The sequence below is a fragment of the Henriciella pelagia genome (assembly GCF_002088945.1).
Taxonomy (GTDB): Bacteria; Pseudomonadota; Alphaproteobacteria; order Caulobacterales; family Hyphomonadaceae; genus Henriciella; species Henriciella pelagia.
Genome location: NZ_NCSU01000015.1, coordinates 1 through 18,134 on the forward strand (window position 1 = coordinate 1; position 18,134 = coordinate 18,134).

Below are 18,134 nucleotides of genomic sequence, written 5' to 3' on the forward strand. Positions count from 1 at the left end.
TCGATTTCTGACAGATCGCAGAAAATGCGGCCTTGCGGGACGAACTCGCAAGGCCAGTTTGCTCGGAGGAATCGATTTGCTCGATCCTAGCGGATTTCCTGAACCCCGAAATCCGACGCCCCAAGAGCGAACAGCTTCATGATCAGGTCCATCGCCCCGGGCGCAGCCGCATGCGCGTCAAGGGCGGCTTTGCTGTCCCAGACCTCGAATATGACCAGTTGTTCGGGATCAGATGCGCTGATCGCTATGTCGTAAAACTGGCAGCCATAATGGCCTTGGGTGATGCCTGCGAATTCACGGAACAGTGCCAGGGCTTCATCGCGTTTGTCGAGGGGCACACGAAGGCCGCCCTTTGATACAACAACCCTTGACTGGCCGTGCTCGTCGAATGCGTCGCTTTCCGGCGCGAGATCAGCTTTTGCCATGGCAAGCAGTTTTTCCGATGTATCGGGTACCGCGGAGATCAGAAATCGGTCAGCTTTCAGCCCCTCGATCAGCACCTCTGCAGCCTGCCGGGCGGTCTGAATCTGGTCCGCTGACACGCCTGCGGCGAGAATTTCCTTCGGTATGCCCGTCAGGCGGCCAGCAGACATGAAGTTGGTCGCCGTTGCATCGGGACAGAAGACCGATACGCCGATGCCGCGATTACGAGTATAAGTCGCAAGGGCCCGACTATAGGCAATTATGCCAGCCTTGGTGGCAAGGTAGGGACCACCGAAGGGCATGTCATGAAACAGGCCAAGGCCGGAGGAAGTGTTGACGATCCAGCCACCGCCCTGCTCCGTCATGCGAGGAACGAATGCCGAGATGGACCGGCCAAGGCCTGTCAGATTGACGTTCAGCATCCAGTTCCAGTCCTCAGACGGTATCTGCTCGAGAAGCCCACCGACCGACACGCCAGCATGATTGAACAAGAGGTCTACCCGCCCGAGCTTATCGAAGGCGAAGTCGGCGAAAGCATTCACCGAGGCGTCTTCGCCGATATCGCAACTGGTCGCATGCATCTCAGCGACAGCCTGCGCCGCTACACCTTTTGCTGCGGCCCCATCAACATCACCAATAACGACGCGCGCACCAGCCTCATTCAGCATCAAGGCAAGTTCGCGACCGATACCGCCGCCTCCGCCAATGATCGCTGCCGTTTTTCCCTTGAACTCCATCAACCTGCCCTCCTTTTCTGTTTGTTTCGTCAACTAGTCGACCAGCTCCAGACGCTCCAAAAGGGCATCGAGACGTTGCTCAAGTTCCGGACTGGCCGGCACCATCGGCAAACGATGTTCATTCGCCGGAAGAATTCCGAGACGGCGCATCATGTATTTCATCGGGATCGGGTTGGTGTCCCAGAAGATGGCCTGGTTGATCTCGAACAGTTCGAAGTGAAGGCGCCGGGCTTCGGCCATGTCACCAGCCAAAGCTGCCGAAGCGAGTGCAGAAATCTGTTTTGGCAGAAGATTACCCGCCGCATTCATGAGACCTGCCGCTCCGATCGCCATCATCGGAAAGCTCAGCTCCTCAAGGCCTACGAAGATCCTGAAATCGGAACCACAGAGCGCCAGCGTCTCAGTGACAAATGCCAGGTCGGTCGATGCATGTTTGACGCCGACCAGGCTGGGGACCCGGCGCTTGATCTCGGCAATCGCTGACGGCGGCAACGAAACCCCCGATCGTCCGGGAATGTGGTAGATCAGGATGGGCAGACTGGTCTGCTCCGCGAGGGAGCGATAGTATTCTACCATTCCGCGCACAGGCGGCTTGATGAAATATGGTGTCACAATCATCAAGGCATCTGCCCCGGCGGCTTCGGCACCCTGACACAAAGCAAGGGATTCACGAAAGTTCTGTCCGCCGGTTGCTGCTACGACTGGAACCCGTCCCGCCGACACTTCCACGGCGGTTTTCACAAGCGAGATTCTCTCCTCGATGGTCAGGGTTGTTGGTTCTGCCGTCGTGCCATTTACAACAATGCCGTGCGACCCACCGTCGATGACATGCGTGGCAAGCGCGCGGTATGCGGCAAGGTCAACCTCGCCATCACGAAACGGCGTTACCAAAGGAGGAAAAGAACCCTGAAGGTTGGTCGAAACAGTCATCATTAACGATCCGTATTTTCGTGGAAAATGGGCAGGACGATCAGGCAGTCGTCTTGTTCTGAACGGTTGCAAGATTGGTCCCGAAACCGGCTTCCGAACCGAGCGTCAGGATGGGGCCACCCTTGATGTCTTCCTGCCAGATCAGCGATTCCATCCCGATGTGCAGGGGGTGATCCTGAATGGTCAGAATGACGGCGCCATCATCCTTTGTTGCATGCCCATGTGGCGCCCAACCGGGAGCCGAAAGCATGATGTCTCCCGCCCCCCATTCGAGACGCACACCATCCACGATGCTGTAGCCGCTGCCATCAAGAATATAATTGATTGCTGCGGAGACATGCTTGTGCGCCGGTCCCGTGAAATTCGGACCCGCAGCGGTAATCGTGGCGAAAAAGGAAAACGTTGTCCCGTTCCGGATTCCTGTCGCCGGGTTATAGAGGCACCAGAGCGGGCGCCCTGTATAACCCGTTTTCAGTGATCGAACGATACCGAGATGCTCGGCAACCTCGTCCCACTGCCAGAGAAGCGGCCTGGACTCGACGAAGTCTGGATCGATCAAGTGCTCATAAGGCAGCAACATCGCGCCCGAGTCGCCCACTGGAATGGCGCCACCCGCTGCCTCCTTGGCGCTCGCGATCTTTGAAGAGTAGGTCGAAGCAATTTGCGAGTCTGCAGCAGCCTCTTCGCCTTCGGCCGGATCATACTCTTCGTAAAAAACCTCGAGCTTTCGCAGCAAGGGCGAGTTCGAGTAGCTGACATAGGTGAACGGCTCTGTGCCATTATTGAGAATGGTTTCGACACGCATCCCCGGCGTATTCCAGCAATCGCGAGCCCGGACGTTAAATGCACGATCACCAATTCTCGCCTGCGCCGAACCCGACAGCGCCATTGTGAAACTGGAGGCGTTGTGACGCCGCGGACGCGTCCGCTCGCCCGGCAAAAGCACACCGAACACCACGGCAATGCCGGGCGACAGTCCGAGACCTGGCTCCACACTTGAAGGATGGACGACCAGGGCTTCTCTTCGCCCATCACTCCCGCAAGGGCCGTCGGACAACATGGTCAAGGCGTCTGAAATCTCACTGCCCCGCACAAGATGCGATGACCAGACGTCTGTTGACTGCGCCGAGAAGGAGCGCTGGTCGATCATTTTTCCTGGTAGAGTATGAGTTGTCATCGTTTGTGTCCTCTGGTTCTGCTCGCCGCGCGGGTCGGCCTTTACATGTCCCCCGCAACTGAGTTGCTGGATAAATTACGGCAGATGCGAACCGGCCTTCTGCCGGTACCGTCGCACCTCTCGGGTGCTTCGGATGATCAAAACCTCTGTGATACCGTCACGCCGAAGGTTCGCTTGGCAGACCAGCCTTCCGTCACCTGCTGATCGAGCAGGTTCGAATAGGTGCGGTACTCTTCATTTCCGAGATTGCGCCCCCAGAGCTGAATGCTGGTCGTCCCGTTTGGAAATGTATATTGAGCCGAGGCTGAGATCAGGCCGTGCGATTCTTCGAGATCTCGAGGCAGGTTTGCCGGCTGATAGTAGAACTCGCCGATATAGTTGTACGCTGCTCGTAACTGCAGCTCAGCTTCGCCGAAGGCCTTCGTGTAGATGGTCTCCAGATTGTAGCGGTGGTGCGGTGTGCGTACCAAATCATTGCCGCTGAAATCGATGCCTGCATTGGCATCAACTACGTAGGAATCATATGAAGCATCAAGGTAAGCGTAGCTCGCGTTGATCTGTAATTCCGGCGACAGAACCGCGGACGTTTCAATTTCCAGCCCCTTGATCGTGCTGCTGGCAGCGTTCTCGATGATGGCAGATGAGAAACCACCCGGAAAAACCACGACCCGGCGCACTTGCAGGTCTTCAAATTCATTCTGGAAGGCGGCGATGTTGAGACGGAACCTGTTGCTGAAGAACTCGGACTTCATTCCGACTTCATAGGCTTTGACCGTTTCCGGATCGGCTGATCGCCCTGCGATCTGTATCGTTGTGGCAGTTGATTGAACGGCTCCACTTTTGAAGCCTTCCGAATAGGATGTGTAGAACATCACATCGTCCACCGGACGGAACTCCAGGCCGACCTTCGGATCAAACGAGTTTGATTTCAGATTACCCGGCAGTGAAAAACTTTGCGGCACGACTGGCAGGGGCACACCCGGCAATCCATTGATCGAAGTATGGGTATAATCGCGATCATCCTCGGTGTAGCGGGCACCAAGCGTGAGACTGAGATAGTCGGTAAGTGAAAGTGTTCCCTGACCATAGACCGCAACACTCGTCATGTCGGTCGTCTGGTTCGTCTGGTCCGCCTTGCGAAGAACGCCAGGCGAGAACGGAGGCGTCTGCGTGGGATTGGCAGCCAGGAAGCTGACGATGCTGTCCGTTCCTGTTGTGAAAGTGGCGCCTTCATCACCTTTGTCATTGAAATAGTAAATGCCGGCGACCCAGGAAAGACGATCTCCGAAAGTCGCACCCCCACCATCATTGGAGGCGAGCCGCAGCTCAGCGCTATACGTGTCGGTATCCGTGACACCTTCATAGGTCACAATGTCGAAGGCTGTAGCGTCCAGATCCTGGGTGGCTGTCTGCTCAAACCCGATCCAGCTTGTGATGGCAGTCGCGGTGACAGCATCACCGCTCCAGATCAGTCGAGCGTCGATCTGCTGATGCTGAAGATCATTCTCGCCCGGAAGACTGTAATCTCCGCGATACCGGTCTCCATCCAGGGCAGTGGCCTGAGGCACAAACGGGCTTGCGATGAAGAGCGGCGTATTGGCAGCATGCAGGAAGGTGCCGCCCTGATTGGTGTCGGTGTAATTGGCGCCCAGCCTGAACAACAGACTGTCCGTGAGATCAAACTCAATCTTGCCGCGTACTGAGTACGTACGAACGCCATTGTCCTTGCCCGACACATTATCGAACATGAAGCCTTCTTCGTCGGCGTACCCTCCGCTCAGCCGCGCGCGAACGCGGTCACTCAGTGGCCCGGAAAGACTCCCGCCGCCAGCAATGTGTTCCTTGTTGCCGACCGTTCCGTAGATACGCCCCTCGAACTCGTCGGAGGGCGCCGAGGTCGTCGCTGAGATTGCGCCGCCGATGGTGTTCCGACCGAACAGAGTGCCCTGAGGCCCACGCAGGACTTCGACCCGCTCCAGATCGACAAGCCCAGACAGGACGTTGGAGAAACGCGGCTGGTAGATGTCATCGACATAAACCGCTGAGGAAGGATCACTGCCGATGTCGCGGCGGTTGGTTCCAACGCCGCGAATATACAACTCCGGTGTGGCAATGCTTGTATTGTCGTAGCTAATTCCGACAATTCCCTGGGACAGCTCGTCAAGATCGGTGACGGCCTTTGCTTCGAGCTCAGCACCGCTAACTGCCGTTAGTGATACAGGAACATTCTGCGCCGTTTCTTCCCTGCGCTGAGCCGTGACAACCACCTGGCCAAGGCGTGCGACAGCCTCTCCTTCCTCGGGTGATGCATCCGCAGCTGGCCCTGACACATCCTGCGCGAACGCAGAGTGCGAAAAGATCAGCCCAAGGGCGCTCGCACACAATGCGTGACGCTTCCAATCGCGAATAACCCTTTGATTATTCATAGCTACTCCTCCCATTTATTATTCTTAAAATCGGACTGTAACCGACCGACTTCACCGCTATAACCGAGCGACTACAGTCGTGTCAATCGGGATTCGCTCCTCGGGGCTAATTTGATCGGTAGTTCGATACGCAGGCGGGCTACAGATGCCCGTCGATCACAAACAATCGAAGTCAGATCCCAGCTGGACGGCTCCAGCGTAGTGCTGCCTGACTCCACTTACGTATGGGGTGATATCCTGCTCGCTATCGAGGCCCGGCACGACATGAGTCAGGACGAGCTGGCCGACGGATGCCTTCGCTGCCAGCAAGCCAATCTGGTCGGGCGAAATGTGCTCCTTCGCCATGTGATCCATGACCATTTTTAGCTGGCTGTCGGGTAGACCGCTCATTTCACGGACGACTTCCATCTGGCGCTCCAGATCGATGACCTCAATCACCAGAATATCTGCGTCTTTTGCGAGCTTCGCCAACGCATGGCTCTGACCAGTGTCTCCGGAGAACACGACCGATCGGTCTGCTGTATCGAACCGGTAGGAGTAGGAACGGTCGACACCGTATGGATGAACAAAGGCAGGCATCGTTGTGTAGTGCGAGTTCTCTGTCGCATACACGCTGACATTCTCGTCCTCGTAGATCAGGCTCGGCTCAACGTCTCCACTCACGCGAGGTTCTTCAGCGCTGAACAGCTCCACCGGCATAGGCACAGGTGGGTATTGCAAACGATGGATGTTGACTGGCGTGTCGATATAATCCAGCGCCGTCCGCACAAGGTGGCTTGTGCCCGGAGGACCGTAGACCGTCATCGGGCGAGCCTTTGCCGACGTCCAGCTAAACAGGAATAGTGGCGCAAGGCCTGCGACATGATCCGCATGAAGATGGGTGAGGAATGTCTGTCGGACCTCGGCAACGGGGATGCCGGCTTGCGTCAACTGGCGCACCACTCCGTCACCAGCATCGATAAGGTAATGCGCCCCATTGACGCTCAGCAGGCTTGCTGGCTGAGACCGCAACTGACGGGGTATCGGCCCCCCCGCCGTACCAAGTAATGTAACGGTTGTTGCGACTGATCCATCAGCATTGCACGCACGAGAGTTGGCTGCGTCGGCCAGATCCCGAGCGTCGCTTTGACGGCACCCACCCATCAGACCCAACGCACAGATTGCTGTCGAAAGGAACAATCTGGCCGAAACGCTCGGGCACCAGGCCGGTCTAGCGCGGCGCGGCTTTTGAGAGGTCACTCCCCCTTCTCCCAGCCATTGCGATTCTGGAAGCCGCCCGGCCCCGCCAGATGGGCGTGGAATACACCCTCAGGGTCTCGCTCATCCCGAATTTTCTGATACCGGCTCCAGGTCTCGTCGGTGAGGCATTTCACTTCACGGAAGGTCTGGTCGGAATCGCCCCAGTTCTGTCCGACCGTGTAAGGCTCAAGCTCGCCCATGGCATTGCGCAGCCAGTCCCGCAGCTTCTGATCGGCTGACTCATCTTCATGGATGATATAGGCGCCGACGCAGAGATCGGTTCCGAGATCCATGGCAATTTCTGGCGCATCGTCGGGACGTGGCAGCCGGAAGATCAGGAAGGTGTAGCCTGTATCTTCGGCCTGGCGATCCATCACGAGCGTTCGCATCGCCTTGATGATGTCCTGCTGCGGGCCATCAACCCAGGCGGAATCGACCTTGTAATACAGGCCAGCAGGATGAAGCTGATCAACCAGAGACAACTGCTCCGGCAGCGTTGTCGGCTGGGCGTCCGAAACCATGATGGCATCTTCACGGTATGGACAGTCTTTCAAGGGAGCGAGGACTTCGGCTGCCTCTTCCTGGGAATCGCAGAACGCGCAGGCCCAGATCATGAAGACGAGACCGCCGTCATGGCCCGGGATCGGCATGGGAGGCCGGGCAGAAACTGCGTTGAAATATACTTTGTCAGAAATATCTGGATGCTTGTCCCACAACCATTTCAACACCTGCTCATAACGCTCCACCGGATAGGCCTGCATCGACACAGCCACTCCGTCGGTCAGCGCACGTGTTTTCAGATGGAAACGCGAAATCAGGCCACAGAAACCCGGCCCGATACCTCTCGCGGCCCAAAAAAGATCCGCATTCTGATTTTCGCCGGCGCGGACAAGCTCTCCGTCGGCCGTAACAATATCGATAGCGACGACTTGCTCACAGGCATAACCCCATCCGCGGAAGTTCCAGCCCATACCACCCTGTAGCAGGAAGCCTCCGAGCCCCACGGAAGGGCAGCCACCCGCCCCAAAATATCGACCAAACTGCTTCAGGTACGGGTTCAGCTCGTCGCCGCCTTTGATAGCGGAAGTTGCAGTGACGATCTGGCTGTCGGCGTCGTAGGACATCTCCTTGTACCCCCCCAGGTCGATCAGCAGACCGGAATCCCGGACACTCCAGACGGGAAAACTGTGTCCGCCCGATCGCACAGCGACTGACCACCCTTTCTGCCTGGCCAGACGCACGCCGTTAACGAGGTCAGACTCGTTCTTCGCCAGAAGGATAGCCTCGGGAAAGCGGTCCGGTCGATTGGCATGCCAAATCCGGGCCGTACGGGCCTCTTCATAGCCGGGCTCTCCACGCAGGAATATCTGGCCCGCAAAGCTCGTAATTGCGTCGTTTAATGTGTTGTTTTCTTCGATTGGCACGACAGTCTCCCTTTGAATCGCGTGCCGTTCTTTCAAGGCGCGCCTGGTTCTGATGCACCTGCGGAGGGACGCCTTCTCAAGACAAAACGAGATTGCGCCGCCCGCACCCCGACTGGCGACAACAAGAACGCCCAGCCATCCGAGCCGCATAGTGCAACCCGTCGACTACAACAAGAGTTTTTAGATTGCAACCGAAAGACTACACTCTCGACGATTAGCGCCTAGAGTGCCTGAAAACCAAAGCTGACAGTCTTGTGGATCCGGCCTGACTTGAGGAGGAATGATGCTATTCAGTGGTGCCGGGGATCTTCGTTGCCAGCTCCCGCATCATCTCGCGAATGCCGGTTTCCATCTTGTCGGGTGCGCCGTCATAATCCAGCGCATGAATGATGAAAGGGGCAAAGAGGTGCCAGCCCAGATTGAGTGATGCAGCTGCCGCAATGACAGTCATCGCCTGCTCTCTGTCCTGCTTGCTTTTCCCCTTGGAGACCTTGTCAGCGAGAACTTTTAGGCCTCCCTCCTGCGCGACAAATGCATTCGGCGCATCACCGCCAAGCAGAAGCTGCGCGACAATCATCGTAAAGGCTGGCCGTTCGGTCGCGACATCAAACAACCGGACAAGAGTCGCACCAAAATCCTCCTCCTTGAGCATTGCCGCCCGGAAGGCACGCGCATGCTCATCCAGGACAGCCTGAAGCAAATTCTCCTTCGTGCCGAAATGGCGATGCACCAACGCGTGATTGACGTCGGCTTTCGCCGCGACATCGCGCACGGAAACAGCTTCCGGACCAAGGTTTCCAAACAACTCACTCGCCGCCTGGGTCAGGGCTTCCATCACTTCCTTTTTTCCGGTGGGGCGAGCTTGATCCAAATCGCTTGACGGCTTCGTAGTCACTTGGTTACACTCCTGTGTAGTCGGTCAACTTCACAACCATTAGTGGCTGATCCGAAGATTACCAGTCTGTTTTTGGGAGGACAGATGAATGAAGATTGGGAAGATCGTCTGCTCAGGGCAGACCCGAATTATTGCGCAATCAGGGTCGGGAGACTGGCGTGATCTCACAACCGGGGGCGGCATCGGCACAGTCGGAGCCGCCGCAGCCGCACTAGCAGCCGGAGCGTTGGAAGCAATCGCCAGGTTGAGCCCGCCCGCAAGGTTCGAGGAAAAAAACCTCGTCGCACCAATTGATGAAACGGCCCGAATCCTGTGTGCCGGGTTCAACTTTGGCGCTCATGCGACCGAATCCGGACGCGACGTGCCAGATCAGCCTACTTTCTTCTCCCGCTTTCCGACAAGCTTTGTCGGAAACGGCCACCCGATCACTCGGCCCCTCGCCTCAACGAGCCTGGACTGGGAAGGCGAGCTTGCCTTTATGATTGGCCTGGGAGGCAGGCACATTTCCGTGGAATCGGCGCTGGGCCATGTAGCGGGCTATTGCCCAATGGGCGAGCACAGTGTCCGCGAATACCAGCTACATGGTACGCAGGCCACTGCTGGAAAGAATTTTGACGGATCTGGCGGGTTCGGCCCCTTCATCGTCTCGGCGGCAACCTGCCCTGCCCCGTCGCAGATGGAAGTGTTCACACACCTCAATGGCGAGCAGATGCAACATGGCCTGCTCTCGGACCTGATTTTCGACATCCCGAAACTGATCAACTACATCTCCACATTCATCACTCTGCACCCGGGCGACATCATCGCAACCGGGACCCCGCCCGGCATTGGCGGACGGATGACTCCCCCGCGATGGCTCGTCCCTGGTGACACGATCTCTGTGGAAGTTCCGGGCGTCGGAAAGCTGTCCAATAGCGTCGTCGACGAACAACCCGGCCAGTGACCGAGCTTTTCGATCAGCCCGTCCCGTTAAAACAAGGAATATGACCTGATGTCAGACATACCAAGCATGAAGTGCTTTGATCCGGCCACAGACGGACCGGTTGCGTTCTTCAAGATCTTCAGCAGTGCCGTTGCGCCGCGACCAATTGCATTCGTGAGCACAGTCGCAGCTGATGGCACGAAGAATCTCAGCCCATTCAGTTTTTTCAATTTCTTCAGCGCAAATCCGCCCGTCCTGGTGTTCTCGGTGTCGACCCCAGCGTCCGGTGGTGAGAAGGATACGCTTCGCAATGTACGTGAAAGCGGCGAATGCATTGTACACATTACCGATCGCCCGCTGGGGGACCAGCTTAATCTGGCAAGTGCTGTCTATGCTCCGGACGTCGACGAGTTCGAAAAGTCCGGTCTGACGGCTGTTGCAGGCGAAGCAGTCAACGCCTTTCGCGTGGCTGAAGCAAAAATCGCCATGGAATGCCGCCTTCGACAGATCGTCCCCCTTGGCGACCAGCGCGCGTCCGGCAATCTTGTCATTTGCGACGTTGTCAAGCTGCACGCGGATGAAGCCATACTGTTTGAGGACGGCGCCAGTATCGATCCTCGCAAGTTCGCCTCCCTCTCCAGGCTCGGCGGGGAATGGTATATGGAAACTCGCCCCGACGCGCTCTTTGAATTGCCTCGTCCACCTGGCGGAGATGCCATGGGCGTCAAGGGTGTGCTGGCCGCCGCACCGCTCGCCAGCCAGTTGTCCCTAGCTGAGAGGGCAATACTCGGAACATCAAGCGCGCCACCAGACGGGACCGCAGTCGCTGCATTCGCCGAGCGCTGGCGCGCATCGCGGGCGAATGAGGAGCCGACACGTCAAGAAGTTGCCCTTCTGGATCACGCCCGAAAATCCCTGTCCGAACACAAAGTCGATGAAGGCTGGCTCGCCATCCTTGCTGCTGAACAACTGTCCGTCCCAAAGGAGCTGCATCGGTGAAGCTCTCAATCCGCGACAATCGCCTTCTCAGGCATGACGCCTTTATTGGCGGGGAGTGGGTGGCTGCCGATGACCGGTCAAGCATGGACGTGATAAATCCGGCGACGGGCGACATCATCACTTCAGTGCCCCGCATGGGGGACGTCGAAACGCGGCGCGCAATAGATGCCGCTGCGACCGCCCTGCCCGCATGGAGCGCCCTGACGGCCAAGGCGCGGGCAGAGCTGCTACGTAAATGGTTTGAGCTGATCCTAGCGAATGAGGACGATCTCGCCGCCATCATGACAGCAGAACAAGGCAAGCCGCTAACCGAAGCCCGGGGCGAGATCCGGTATGCTGCAAGTTTCATTGAGTGGTTCGCCGAAGAGGCGAAGCGAATTTACGGGGACATCATCCCATCGCACAAAGCTGGTGCGCAGATTGTCATCACGCGAGAACCGGTTGGTGTCACGGCCGCCATCACACCGTGGAACTTCCCTTCTGCCATGATTACCCGCAAGGCCGGGCCGGCCCTCGCAGCGGGTTGCACGATGGTGGTCAAGCCTGCTTCGGCCACCCCCCTCTCTGCCCTGGCTCTCGCCGTTCTGGCTGAACGCGCCGGCATTCCTGCCGGGGTCTTATCGGTTGTAACGGGCAGTGCGACCAGGATTGCCGGGGAAATGACCCGCAACCCAGCGGTCCGCAAGATCAGCTTTACAGGCTCGACCGACATCGGCAAGCAATTGATGGCCGAGAGCGCAGCGACGCTCAAAAAGCTCAGCCTCGAATTGGGTGGCAATGCGCCATTCATCGTGTTTGACGACGCTGACATTGATTCAGCCGTTCAAGGCGCGATCGCATCCAAATTCCGGAATGCCGGACAAACCTGCGTGTGCACCAATCGCTTCCTGGTCCAGGATGGTGTGTATGAATCTTTTTCGCGGAAACTGGTCGACGCCGTCGCCGCCCTTAAGGTTGGCAATGGCGCTGAACCGGACGTGGACCAGGGCCCACTGATCGACCGGGCGGCCGTTGAAAAGGTCAAGGCTCACATCGCCGACGCGCTCGCCAAGGGTGCCCGCGTGCTCCATGGCGGCGAACCCGATCCACGCGGCGGCACGTTTTTCATGCCGACGGTTCTCGCCGACGTGTCCAGCGCGTGTGAAGTCGCGAAGGAAGAAACATTCGGACCGCTTGCGCCGCTGTTTCGCTTTTCTGACGAAGCCGATGCGATCAGACAGGCCAACGACACCTCATTCGGCCTCGCCGCTTATGTCTACACGACGGATCTTGGACGGGCCTGGCGCATGTCGAGCGCGCTCGAATACGGAATCGTGGGGATCAATGAGGGGCTGATCTCGACCGAAGTGGCGCCCTTTGGCGGCATGAAGGAAAGCGGATTTGGCCGCGAGGGGTCCAGGTACGGGATCGAAGACTATCTCGAAATCAAATACACATTGATGGGAGGACTGCAGTGAAGACCTCGTTTGGTGCACTCGGACTTCTGCTTGTCCTGCTTCTGGCCAATACGTTCGCTTTCATTGACCGGCAGGTCATCAGTCTCCTGGTCGACCCGATCAGGAGCACTGTTGGCGCAACCGATATCGAAATGGGATTGCTCCAGGGGCTAGCCTTTGCGCTGTTATTTGCCGTGTTCGGGCTACCAGCTGGCCGGATGGTCGATACACAGAACCGCAAGATCATCCTGGCTGGCGGAATTATCATCTGGAGCGCCGCGACCGTGGCCTGCGGACTGGTGGGGTCATTTGCGGGACTATTTGTTGCTCGCATATTTGTCGGTGTGGGCGAGGCCACACTCGCCCCGGCCGCCTATTCCATGATCGCAGACAGGTTCGACAAGAAGGCACTGGGCCGGGCGCTGGCTGTCTACCAGTCTGGCATATACCTGGGGTCGGGCATCGCTTTTATTGGCGGCGGTGAACTTTACCGGCGCGCGCTGGAATCCGGTTCAATTGGCATACCTCTAACTGACGGGCTCAACGCCTGGCAGCAGGTCTTTGTCGCGGTGGGGCTGCCTGGCTTTATCATTGTTGCCCTGATTGCCTTCCTGAAGGATCCACCGCGCAAGTCGAAAACCGAGCCGCCATCCATGCGTGAGGTCTTCGGCTTTATCCAACGGCACATGTCTGCATATGGCTGGCTGACACTCGGCATGGCCGCGTTCGGCTCACTTGGCTACGGGCTGAATGCCTGGGCACCTGCGGCTGCTGAACGTACATTCGGCCTGTCGCCTGACATTGTCGGACGAGGTCTGGGCATTGCGGTTCTGGCCGGATCACTCACCGGGATAATTCTGGGCGGCCTGCTGGCAGACTGGCTGTCATCGCGGCGTGGCGGTCATATGCGCCTTGTCCTTCTCATGGTCGCGGGCTGTCTCGTCGCGCCTGTCGCATTCTTTTCGGCAACCGCTCCGTCGGCTGGCGTCGCCCTTGGCGCCGCAGCTATTCTCTTTCTATTGGCCGCGATGCCCTTCTCGGCAGGTGTTGCCGCCCTGCAGGCGATCACGCCCAGCGAGATGCGCGGGCAGATTTCAGCCCTCTATTACGCAACCGCGCTCGTCATGGCGATCATCATCGGGCCTGCCTTGCCGCCGGTGATCGCCGCTGTATTCCTGAATGGCGAACAGAGCATCGGCATGGCGCTGGCCTGGTCGATGGCCGGTCTCGGCCTCATCGGGGTCATGTGTCTGGGCTTCGCAGTCCGCGGCTATATTGCCGCCTCGGATGAGGCCAACGAGATGGACAGTGGCTTGCAGCCCAGTCTTCAAGGAGCCTGACACCGGAATGTCTTTGCGCCGTCAGGATCTAAACCTTCTCCCGATACTGCGTGAACTCATTCGCGCACAGAGTGTGTCCCGGGCCGCAGAAAGCATTCATCTCAGCCAGTCCGCAACGAGCGGAGCGCTTGCAAGACTACGAGACGTTTTTAATGACGAGCTCCTTGTCATGGACGGCCGCAACATGATTGCGACACCGTTCGCGAAATCCATTCAGCAAAGAGTGGAAGAGGCCTGTGCGGCCATCGAGACGCTTTACGAACCGTTGTCGTTTGATCCGAAATCCGAGCCCCGACAGTTCAATGTCGCAACCACCGACTATGTCGCGTACATGTTGGCTGGTCGAGTTGCAAAACGCATACTGAATGAGTGCTACTCTGTCAGCGTCCGATTCCACCCCATCAGCCGGGCGGTCGAGCAACATCTGCTACATGGCGATATCGACATAGCCATCATGTCGGACAAGGGGGCGGAACATACCGGCTCGACACTGCACGGTAGCCGCCTGTTCGAGGATGAACGCGTTGTCATTGCTTCGGCAATCAATCCGCCTTTCAAAGGCGCTTTGACACTTGAAGCCTACCTGAACGCGCCTCATGCGAATTTCGAGCTCCATCAGTTTGACAGTCTCTCGATGTCACAAATCTGGCCCGAGCTGGAGCGCCCGGTCCGCCAGGTCGTAAGCGTTCCGCATTTCACGGCCCTGCCAGAAACTGTCGCAAATAGCGGCTGCCTCGCACTGATACAGAAGCGGCTGGCGGCACAGATGGCAACCGCTGGTCTGGTTACAATTCACCCGGCGCCTTTCGAGGCACCTGCTGTCGAAATCTATGCCTATCGCAGCCCCCTGCGTTCCCAGGACCGGTCACTCGACTGGGTCACGGACCTTCTGGCAGACATCAGCGCGCATCTTCCTGATGTCTGATGGAGCGATCGCCTGCGCCGATACCTCTGTCCAGACAAGCGATTGGATTGCGATGGCGTCTCCATGTCAGGATCAATGGATAATAAGGGAGAACTTCAGATGGCGTTTGTATCTTCGCTGCCGGACGAAACGGTCGGACCGACTGTTTGGCAACTCCATCCGGAAGCCTATAGCGCCTGGCCTGACATCTGCGTCAGCATCATGGCGAGCGAGTCAGAGCTGACACTCGGCGAAAAAGAGCTGATTGGTGCCTACAGTTCGGCCCTGCGCGGCTGCCGGCACTGCTACACGGCGCACTATCCGGTCGCGGTGGCCTACGGGATTGACCAGGAACTGTTCCAGGACATCATGCGTGATCCGGAAGACGCGCCCGTCGATGTAAAGACAAGGGCTCTGCTCGTATTCGTCAAAAAGCTCTGCGATGAACCAGGCACGTTTTCACGGGCCGATGTTGAACGCCTCATGGCCGCGGGCTGGTCGGAAAGAACAGCATCAGATGCGATCAAGATGAGTGGTCTGTTCGCCTTCATGAATGTGATGATGATCGGGCATGGCGCTGACGATGTCGATCTCACTGATATTGGCCCTGTTCATGCAATCATCCGTGGCCGCGGGAAATATGGGCACGGTGAAGGCACCGGTCGCCAGAACGTCCTCCTGGTCATGCGCGAAAGCATCTCGAAATACGGTCTCTTCAACACACTCAAGGCCATCCGCCGGGGTCGCCAGCTGGGCGTTGTCGGCAACAAGAAAAAGAAGGCGCATTGATCATGACCACTTTTTCCTTTCTGCCTGAAAGTGCTGTGTCGACAGATGTCTGGAGCACCGAACCGGACCTTCTTGAAGCCTGGCGGACACTGCCGCGCAATGTCATGGCCAATACATCTGAACTCACAAGGGATGAGAAGGCTCTTATTGCTGCCTATTACGCCTCCTTGAAAGGCTTCGGTGATGCGGAAGCAGGACGGTTCCCCCTGGCTGAAGCCCTCGGCCTCGACGTGAAGGTCGACCACGGTCTCTTCCAGCAAGTCCTGAATGATCCAGAGACCGCTGCGGTCGACCAGAAACTCGTACCCTTGCTCCTTTACGTGCGCAAACTCGCGCTCGAGTCCTACAAGCTGCTGCAGCGCGACGCGGACAAGGTGTTCGCCGCTGGCTGGTCTGAACGCGCCTTCACGGACGCGATCATTGTTTGCGCGACCGTGATGTTCTTCGTGTCCGTTATGATCGGGCACGGGGTCACTGCGACAAAACTCGAAGATTTCGGCGGCACTGCGGCAGCGTAAGCCAGCACACCAACTGCTCAACCAGTCAGCACTGCTGGCAAGGAGAAGACGCTTGATGAAAGTTATTCAAGGCGGCACCTATCTGATCACAGGGGCAACTTCAGGCATGGGGCTGAAGACGGCCAAGCGCCTGATTGCTACGGGCGCCGACCATCTCATTACCGGAACGCGCAAGTCCGGGACAGATGCAGCCCTCCGCCGGACGATCCCCAAAGAAAAACTGACCGTACTGGATCTGGACCTCATGTCGCTCGCCAGTTCCAGGGACTTTGCGACCGCCGTACAGCAGACACTGGAGCAACGCAGCGAAAGCCTTTCGGGCATAGTCTGTAATGCCGGGCTTCAGATGATTGGGCCGAAAACCATGACCGAGGATGGGGTTGAGGCCACATTCGCGGTCAACTTCCTCAGCCACTTCATGATCGTGAGCCGTCTTCTTTCCAAGCTGAAGGATGGCGGGAAGGTCATTACTATTGGCAGCGGCACGCATAACCCTGATGACCCTGTCGCGAAGGCTGGCGGGTTTCGCGGTGCCGCATTTCCAAGCGCCCCGGCCGTTGCGCAAGGCGATCTCGGCACATCCGGAACCGATATTGAACTCGGTCAGGACCGTTATGCGACATCCAAACTCTGCTGCGTCCTCTTCGCGCGCGAAATGGCTCACCGCCACCCGCCACAGACTGCCAAATTTTTCTGTTTCGATCCCGGCCTGATGCCCGGCACAAATCTCGCGAGAGAACGACCTGCTGTGGTGCGCTTTGTATTCAAGAATGTGATGCCTATGCTGGTGCCGTTCGTCAGTCAGATCAGCTCCCCCAGCACGTCGGCCAAGATGATCGTTGACGGACTTCTGTCAAAAAATAGCGAATACAATTCGGGCGACTATGTCGAATTTACCGGCCATCTCGCACCGCACTCACCTCTGGCCGTTGATGACAGACGCGCCGCAGACCTGCTGGACCATAGCTACACGCTCATTCAGAATTTTGGGGCCCGGTAATGGAACGCAGCACAGCAACAGTTCAACATGCCGAGATTCTGATTATTGGCTCGGGCCCAGCAGGCTGGACAGCGGCCCTCTATGCAGCACGGGCCATGCGAAAAACCCTTGTCGTGAGCGGCCTGCAGCCGGGTGGCCAGCTGACAATTACAACGGAAGTCGAAAACTATCCTGGCTTTGCCGAGATCCAGGGCCCGGAGCTCATGTCAAAGATGCAGGATCATGCGCTTCAGATGGGGGCCGAGATCTCGGAAGATCATATTGCCTCAGTTGACTTCAGTTCGCGTCCCTATCGCGCTATCGGCGAAAGCGGCGTAATTTACACTGGTGATACGGTCATCGTCGCAACCGGCGCACAGGCGCGCTGGCTCGGCCTGCCCTCCGAGAAAAAGTATCAGGGGTTTGGCGTATCTGCATGCGCAACATGTGATGGCTTCTTCTATCGGGGGAAAGAGGTCATCGTTGTTGGCGGGGGAAATACAGCCGTTGAAGAAGCACTCTTCCTGACGAATTTCGCGAGCAAGGTGACGATTGTCCATCGGCGCGAAACCTTGAGGGCCGAAAGGGTTCTTCAGAACCGCGTATTCAATCATCCGAAAATCGAAGTCATCTGGAACAGTACGCTCCAAGAAGTGCTGGGTGAGGACAATCCGCTGGGGGTCACCGGCGTGCTCATCCAGAACCGGGAAACAGGCATCGTAACCAGCCTTCCGGCTCATGGCGTCTTCATTGCAATTGGGCATGCGCCCTCAACAGCCCTGTTTGAAGGTAAGCTTGCAATGAAGCCAAATGGATACCTGGTCACGTCTTCCAACTCGACAGCAACCAATGTCCCCGGCGTGTTTGCCGCAGGTGACGTCACCGACGAGACCTACCGGCAGGCAGTCACAGCGGCCGGACTGGGGTGCATGGCCGCGCTGGAGGCAAACAGAATGCTCGAAGAAGTCACGCTAAGTTGAGACGAAATTTAGACTG

At 57.7% G+C, this 18,134-nt stretch carries 16 protein-coding genes; 9 read left to right on the forward strand and 7 right to left on the reverse strand.

Translation table 11 applies throughout. The annotated features are described in order from the left end of the window. Positions 1 to 86: 86 nt before the first annotated feature. From B8746_RS14585 to B8746_RS14615, 7 genes are all read right to left on the reverse strand, one after another. Complete coding sequence (locus tag B8746_RS14585) at positions 87 to 1,160, reverse strand: SDR family NAD(P)-dependent oxidoreductase (protein ID WP_084394447.1); 1,074 nt, start codon at positions 1,158 to 1,160, stop codon at positions 87 to 89. A 33-nt stretch (positions 1,161 to 1,193) separates the two neighbouring features. Further along, a complete protein-coding gene (gene dapA / locus B8746_RS14590; RefSeq protein ID WP_084394448.1) occupies positions 1,194 to 2,093 on the reverse strand; it encodes a 4-hydroxy-tetrahydrodipicolinate synthase in 900 nt (299 codons plus the stop codon). A 37-nt stretch (positions 2,094 to 2,130) separates the two neighbouring features. Then, entirely contained in the window at positions 2,131 to 3,267 is a 1,137-nt protein-coding gene (locus B8746_RS14595; protein ID WP_143434614.1) for a cupin domain-containing protein, read from the reverse strand. A 137-nt stretch (positions 3,268 to 3,404) separates the two neighbouring features. Further along, the gene (locus tag B8746_RS14600) at positions 3,405 to 5,693 is read right to left on the reverse strand and encodes a TonB-dependent receptor (RefSeq protein WP_158084651.1); all 2,289 of its coding nucleotides are present in this window, start codon (positions 5,691 to 5,693) and stop codon (positions 3,405 to 3,407) included. A 156-nt stretch (positions 5,694 to 5,849) separates the two neighbouring features. After that, complete coding sequence (locus B8746_RS14605) at positions 5,850 to 6,704, reverse strand: MBL fold metallo-hydrolase (RefSeq protein ID WP_158084652.1); 855 nt, start codon at positions 6,702 to 6,704, stop codon at positions 5,850 to 5,852. A 224-nt stretch (positions 6,705 to 6,928) separates the two neighbouring features. Continuing rightward, a complete protein-coding gene (locus tag B8746_RS14610; protein WP_158084653.1) occupies positions 6,929 to 8,356 on the reverse strand; it encodes an FAD-binding oxidoreductase in 1,428 nt (475 codons plus the stop codon). A gap of 286 nt (positions 8,357 to 8,642) precedes the next feature. Continuing rightward, positions 8,643 to 9,191, reverse strand: a complete 549-nt coding sequence (locus B8746_RS14615; RefSeq protein ID WP_084394453.1) for a TetR/AcrR family transcriptional regulator — start codon at positions 9,189 to 9,191, stop codon at positions 8,643 to 8,645. Positions 9,192 to 9,339: 148 nt separating this feature from the next. Between B8746_RS14615 and B8746_RS14620 the strand changes: the two genes are divergently transcribed. The 9 genes from B8746_RS14620 (at position 9,340) to trxB (ending at position 18,118) form a co-directional block, all read left to right on the forward strand. Continuing rightward, positions 9,340 to 10,194, forward strand: coding sequence for a fumarylacetoacetate hydrolase family protein (locus B8746_RS14620; RefSeq protein ID WP_084394454.1), 855 nt, complete (start codon positions 9,340 to 9,342; stop codon positions 10,192 to 10,194). Between the two features lie 48 nt (positions 10,195 to 10,242). Further along, complete coding sequence (locus tag B8746_RS14625; protein WP_084394455.1) at positions 10,243 to 11,172, forward strand: flavin reductase family protein; 930 nt, start codon at positions 10,243 to 10,245, stop codon at positions 11,170 to 11,172. Next, a complete protein-coding gene (locus B8746_RS14630; protein WP_084394456.1) occupies positions 11,169 to 12,629 on the forward strand; it encodes an NAD-dependent succinate-semialdehyde dehydrogenase in 1,461 nt (486 codons plus the stop codon). The genes B8746_RS14625 and B8746_RS14630 overlap by 4 nt, the downstream gene beginning before the upstream one ends. After that, the gene (locus tag B8746_RS14635; protein ID WP_158084654.1) at positions 12,626 to 13,948 is read left to right on the forward strand and encodes an MFS transporter; all 1,323 of its coding nucleotides are present in this window, start codon (positions 12,626 to 12,628) and stop codon (positions 13,946 to 13,948) included. The genes B8746_RS14630 and B8746_RS14635 overlap by 4 nt, the downstream gene beginning before the upstream one ends. Positions 13,949 to 13,955: 7 nt before the next feature. Beyond that, positions 13,956 to 14,873: a LysR family transcriptional regulator gene (locus B8746_RS14640; RefSeq protein ID WP_158084655.1), complete on the forward strand. Its 918-nt coding sequence runs from the start codon at positions 13,956 to 13,958 to the stop codon at positions 14,871 to 14,873. Between the two features lie 99 nt (positions 14,874 to 14,972). Continuing rightward, the gene (locus B8746_RS14645) at positions 14,973 to 15,641 is read left to right on the forward strand and encodes a carboxymuconolactone decarboxylase family protein (RefSeq protein WP_158084656.1); all 669 of its coding nucleotides are present in this window, start codon (positions 14,973 to 14,975) and stop codon (positions 15,639 to 15,641) included. A 2-nt stretch (positions 15,642 to 15,643) separates the two neighbouring features. Beyond that, positions 15,644 to 16,159, forward strand: a complete 516-nt coding sequence (locus tag B8746_RS14650; protein WP_084394460.1) for a carboxymuconolactone decarboxylase family protein — start codon at positions 15,644 to 15,646, stop codon at positions 16,157 to 16,159. 55 nt (positions 16,160 to 16,214) lie between these two features. Continuing rightward, the gene (locus tag B8746_RS14655) at positions 16,215 to 17,159 is read left to right on the forward strand and encodes an SDR family NAD(P)-dependent oxidoreductase (protein WP_084394461.1); all 945 of its coding nucleotides are present in this window, start codon (positions 16,215 to 16,217) and stop codon (positions 17,157 to 17,159) included. Beyond that, the gene (trxB, locus tag B8746_RS14660; protein WP_084394462.1) at positions 17,159 to 18,118 is read left to right on the forward strand and encodes a thioredoxin-disulfide reductase; all 960 of its coding nucleotides are present in this window, start codon (positions 17,159 to 17,161) and stop codon (positions 18,116 to 18,118) included. Before B8746_RS14655 ends, trxB begins: the two co-directional genes overlap by 1 nt. Positions 18,119 to 18,134: the final 16 nt, after the last annotated feature.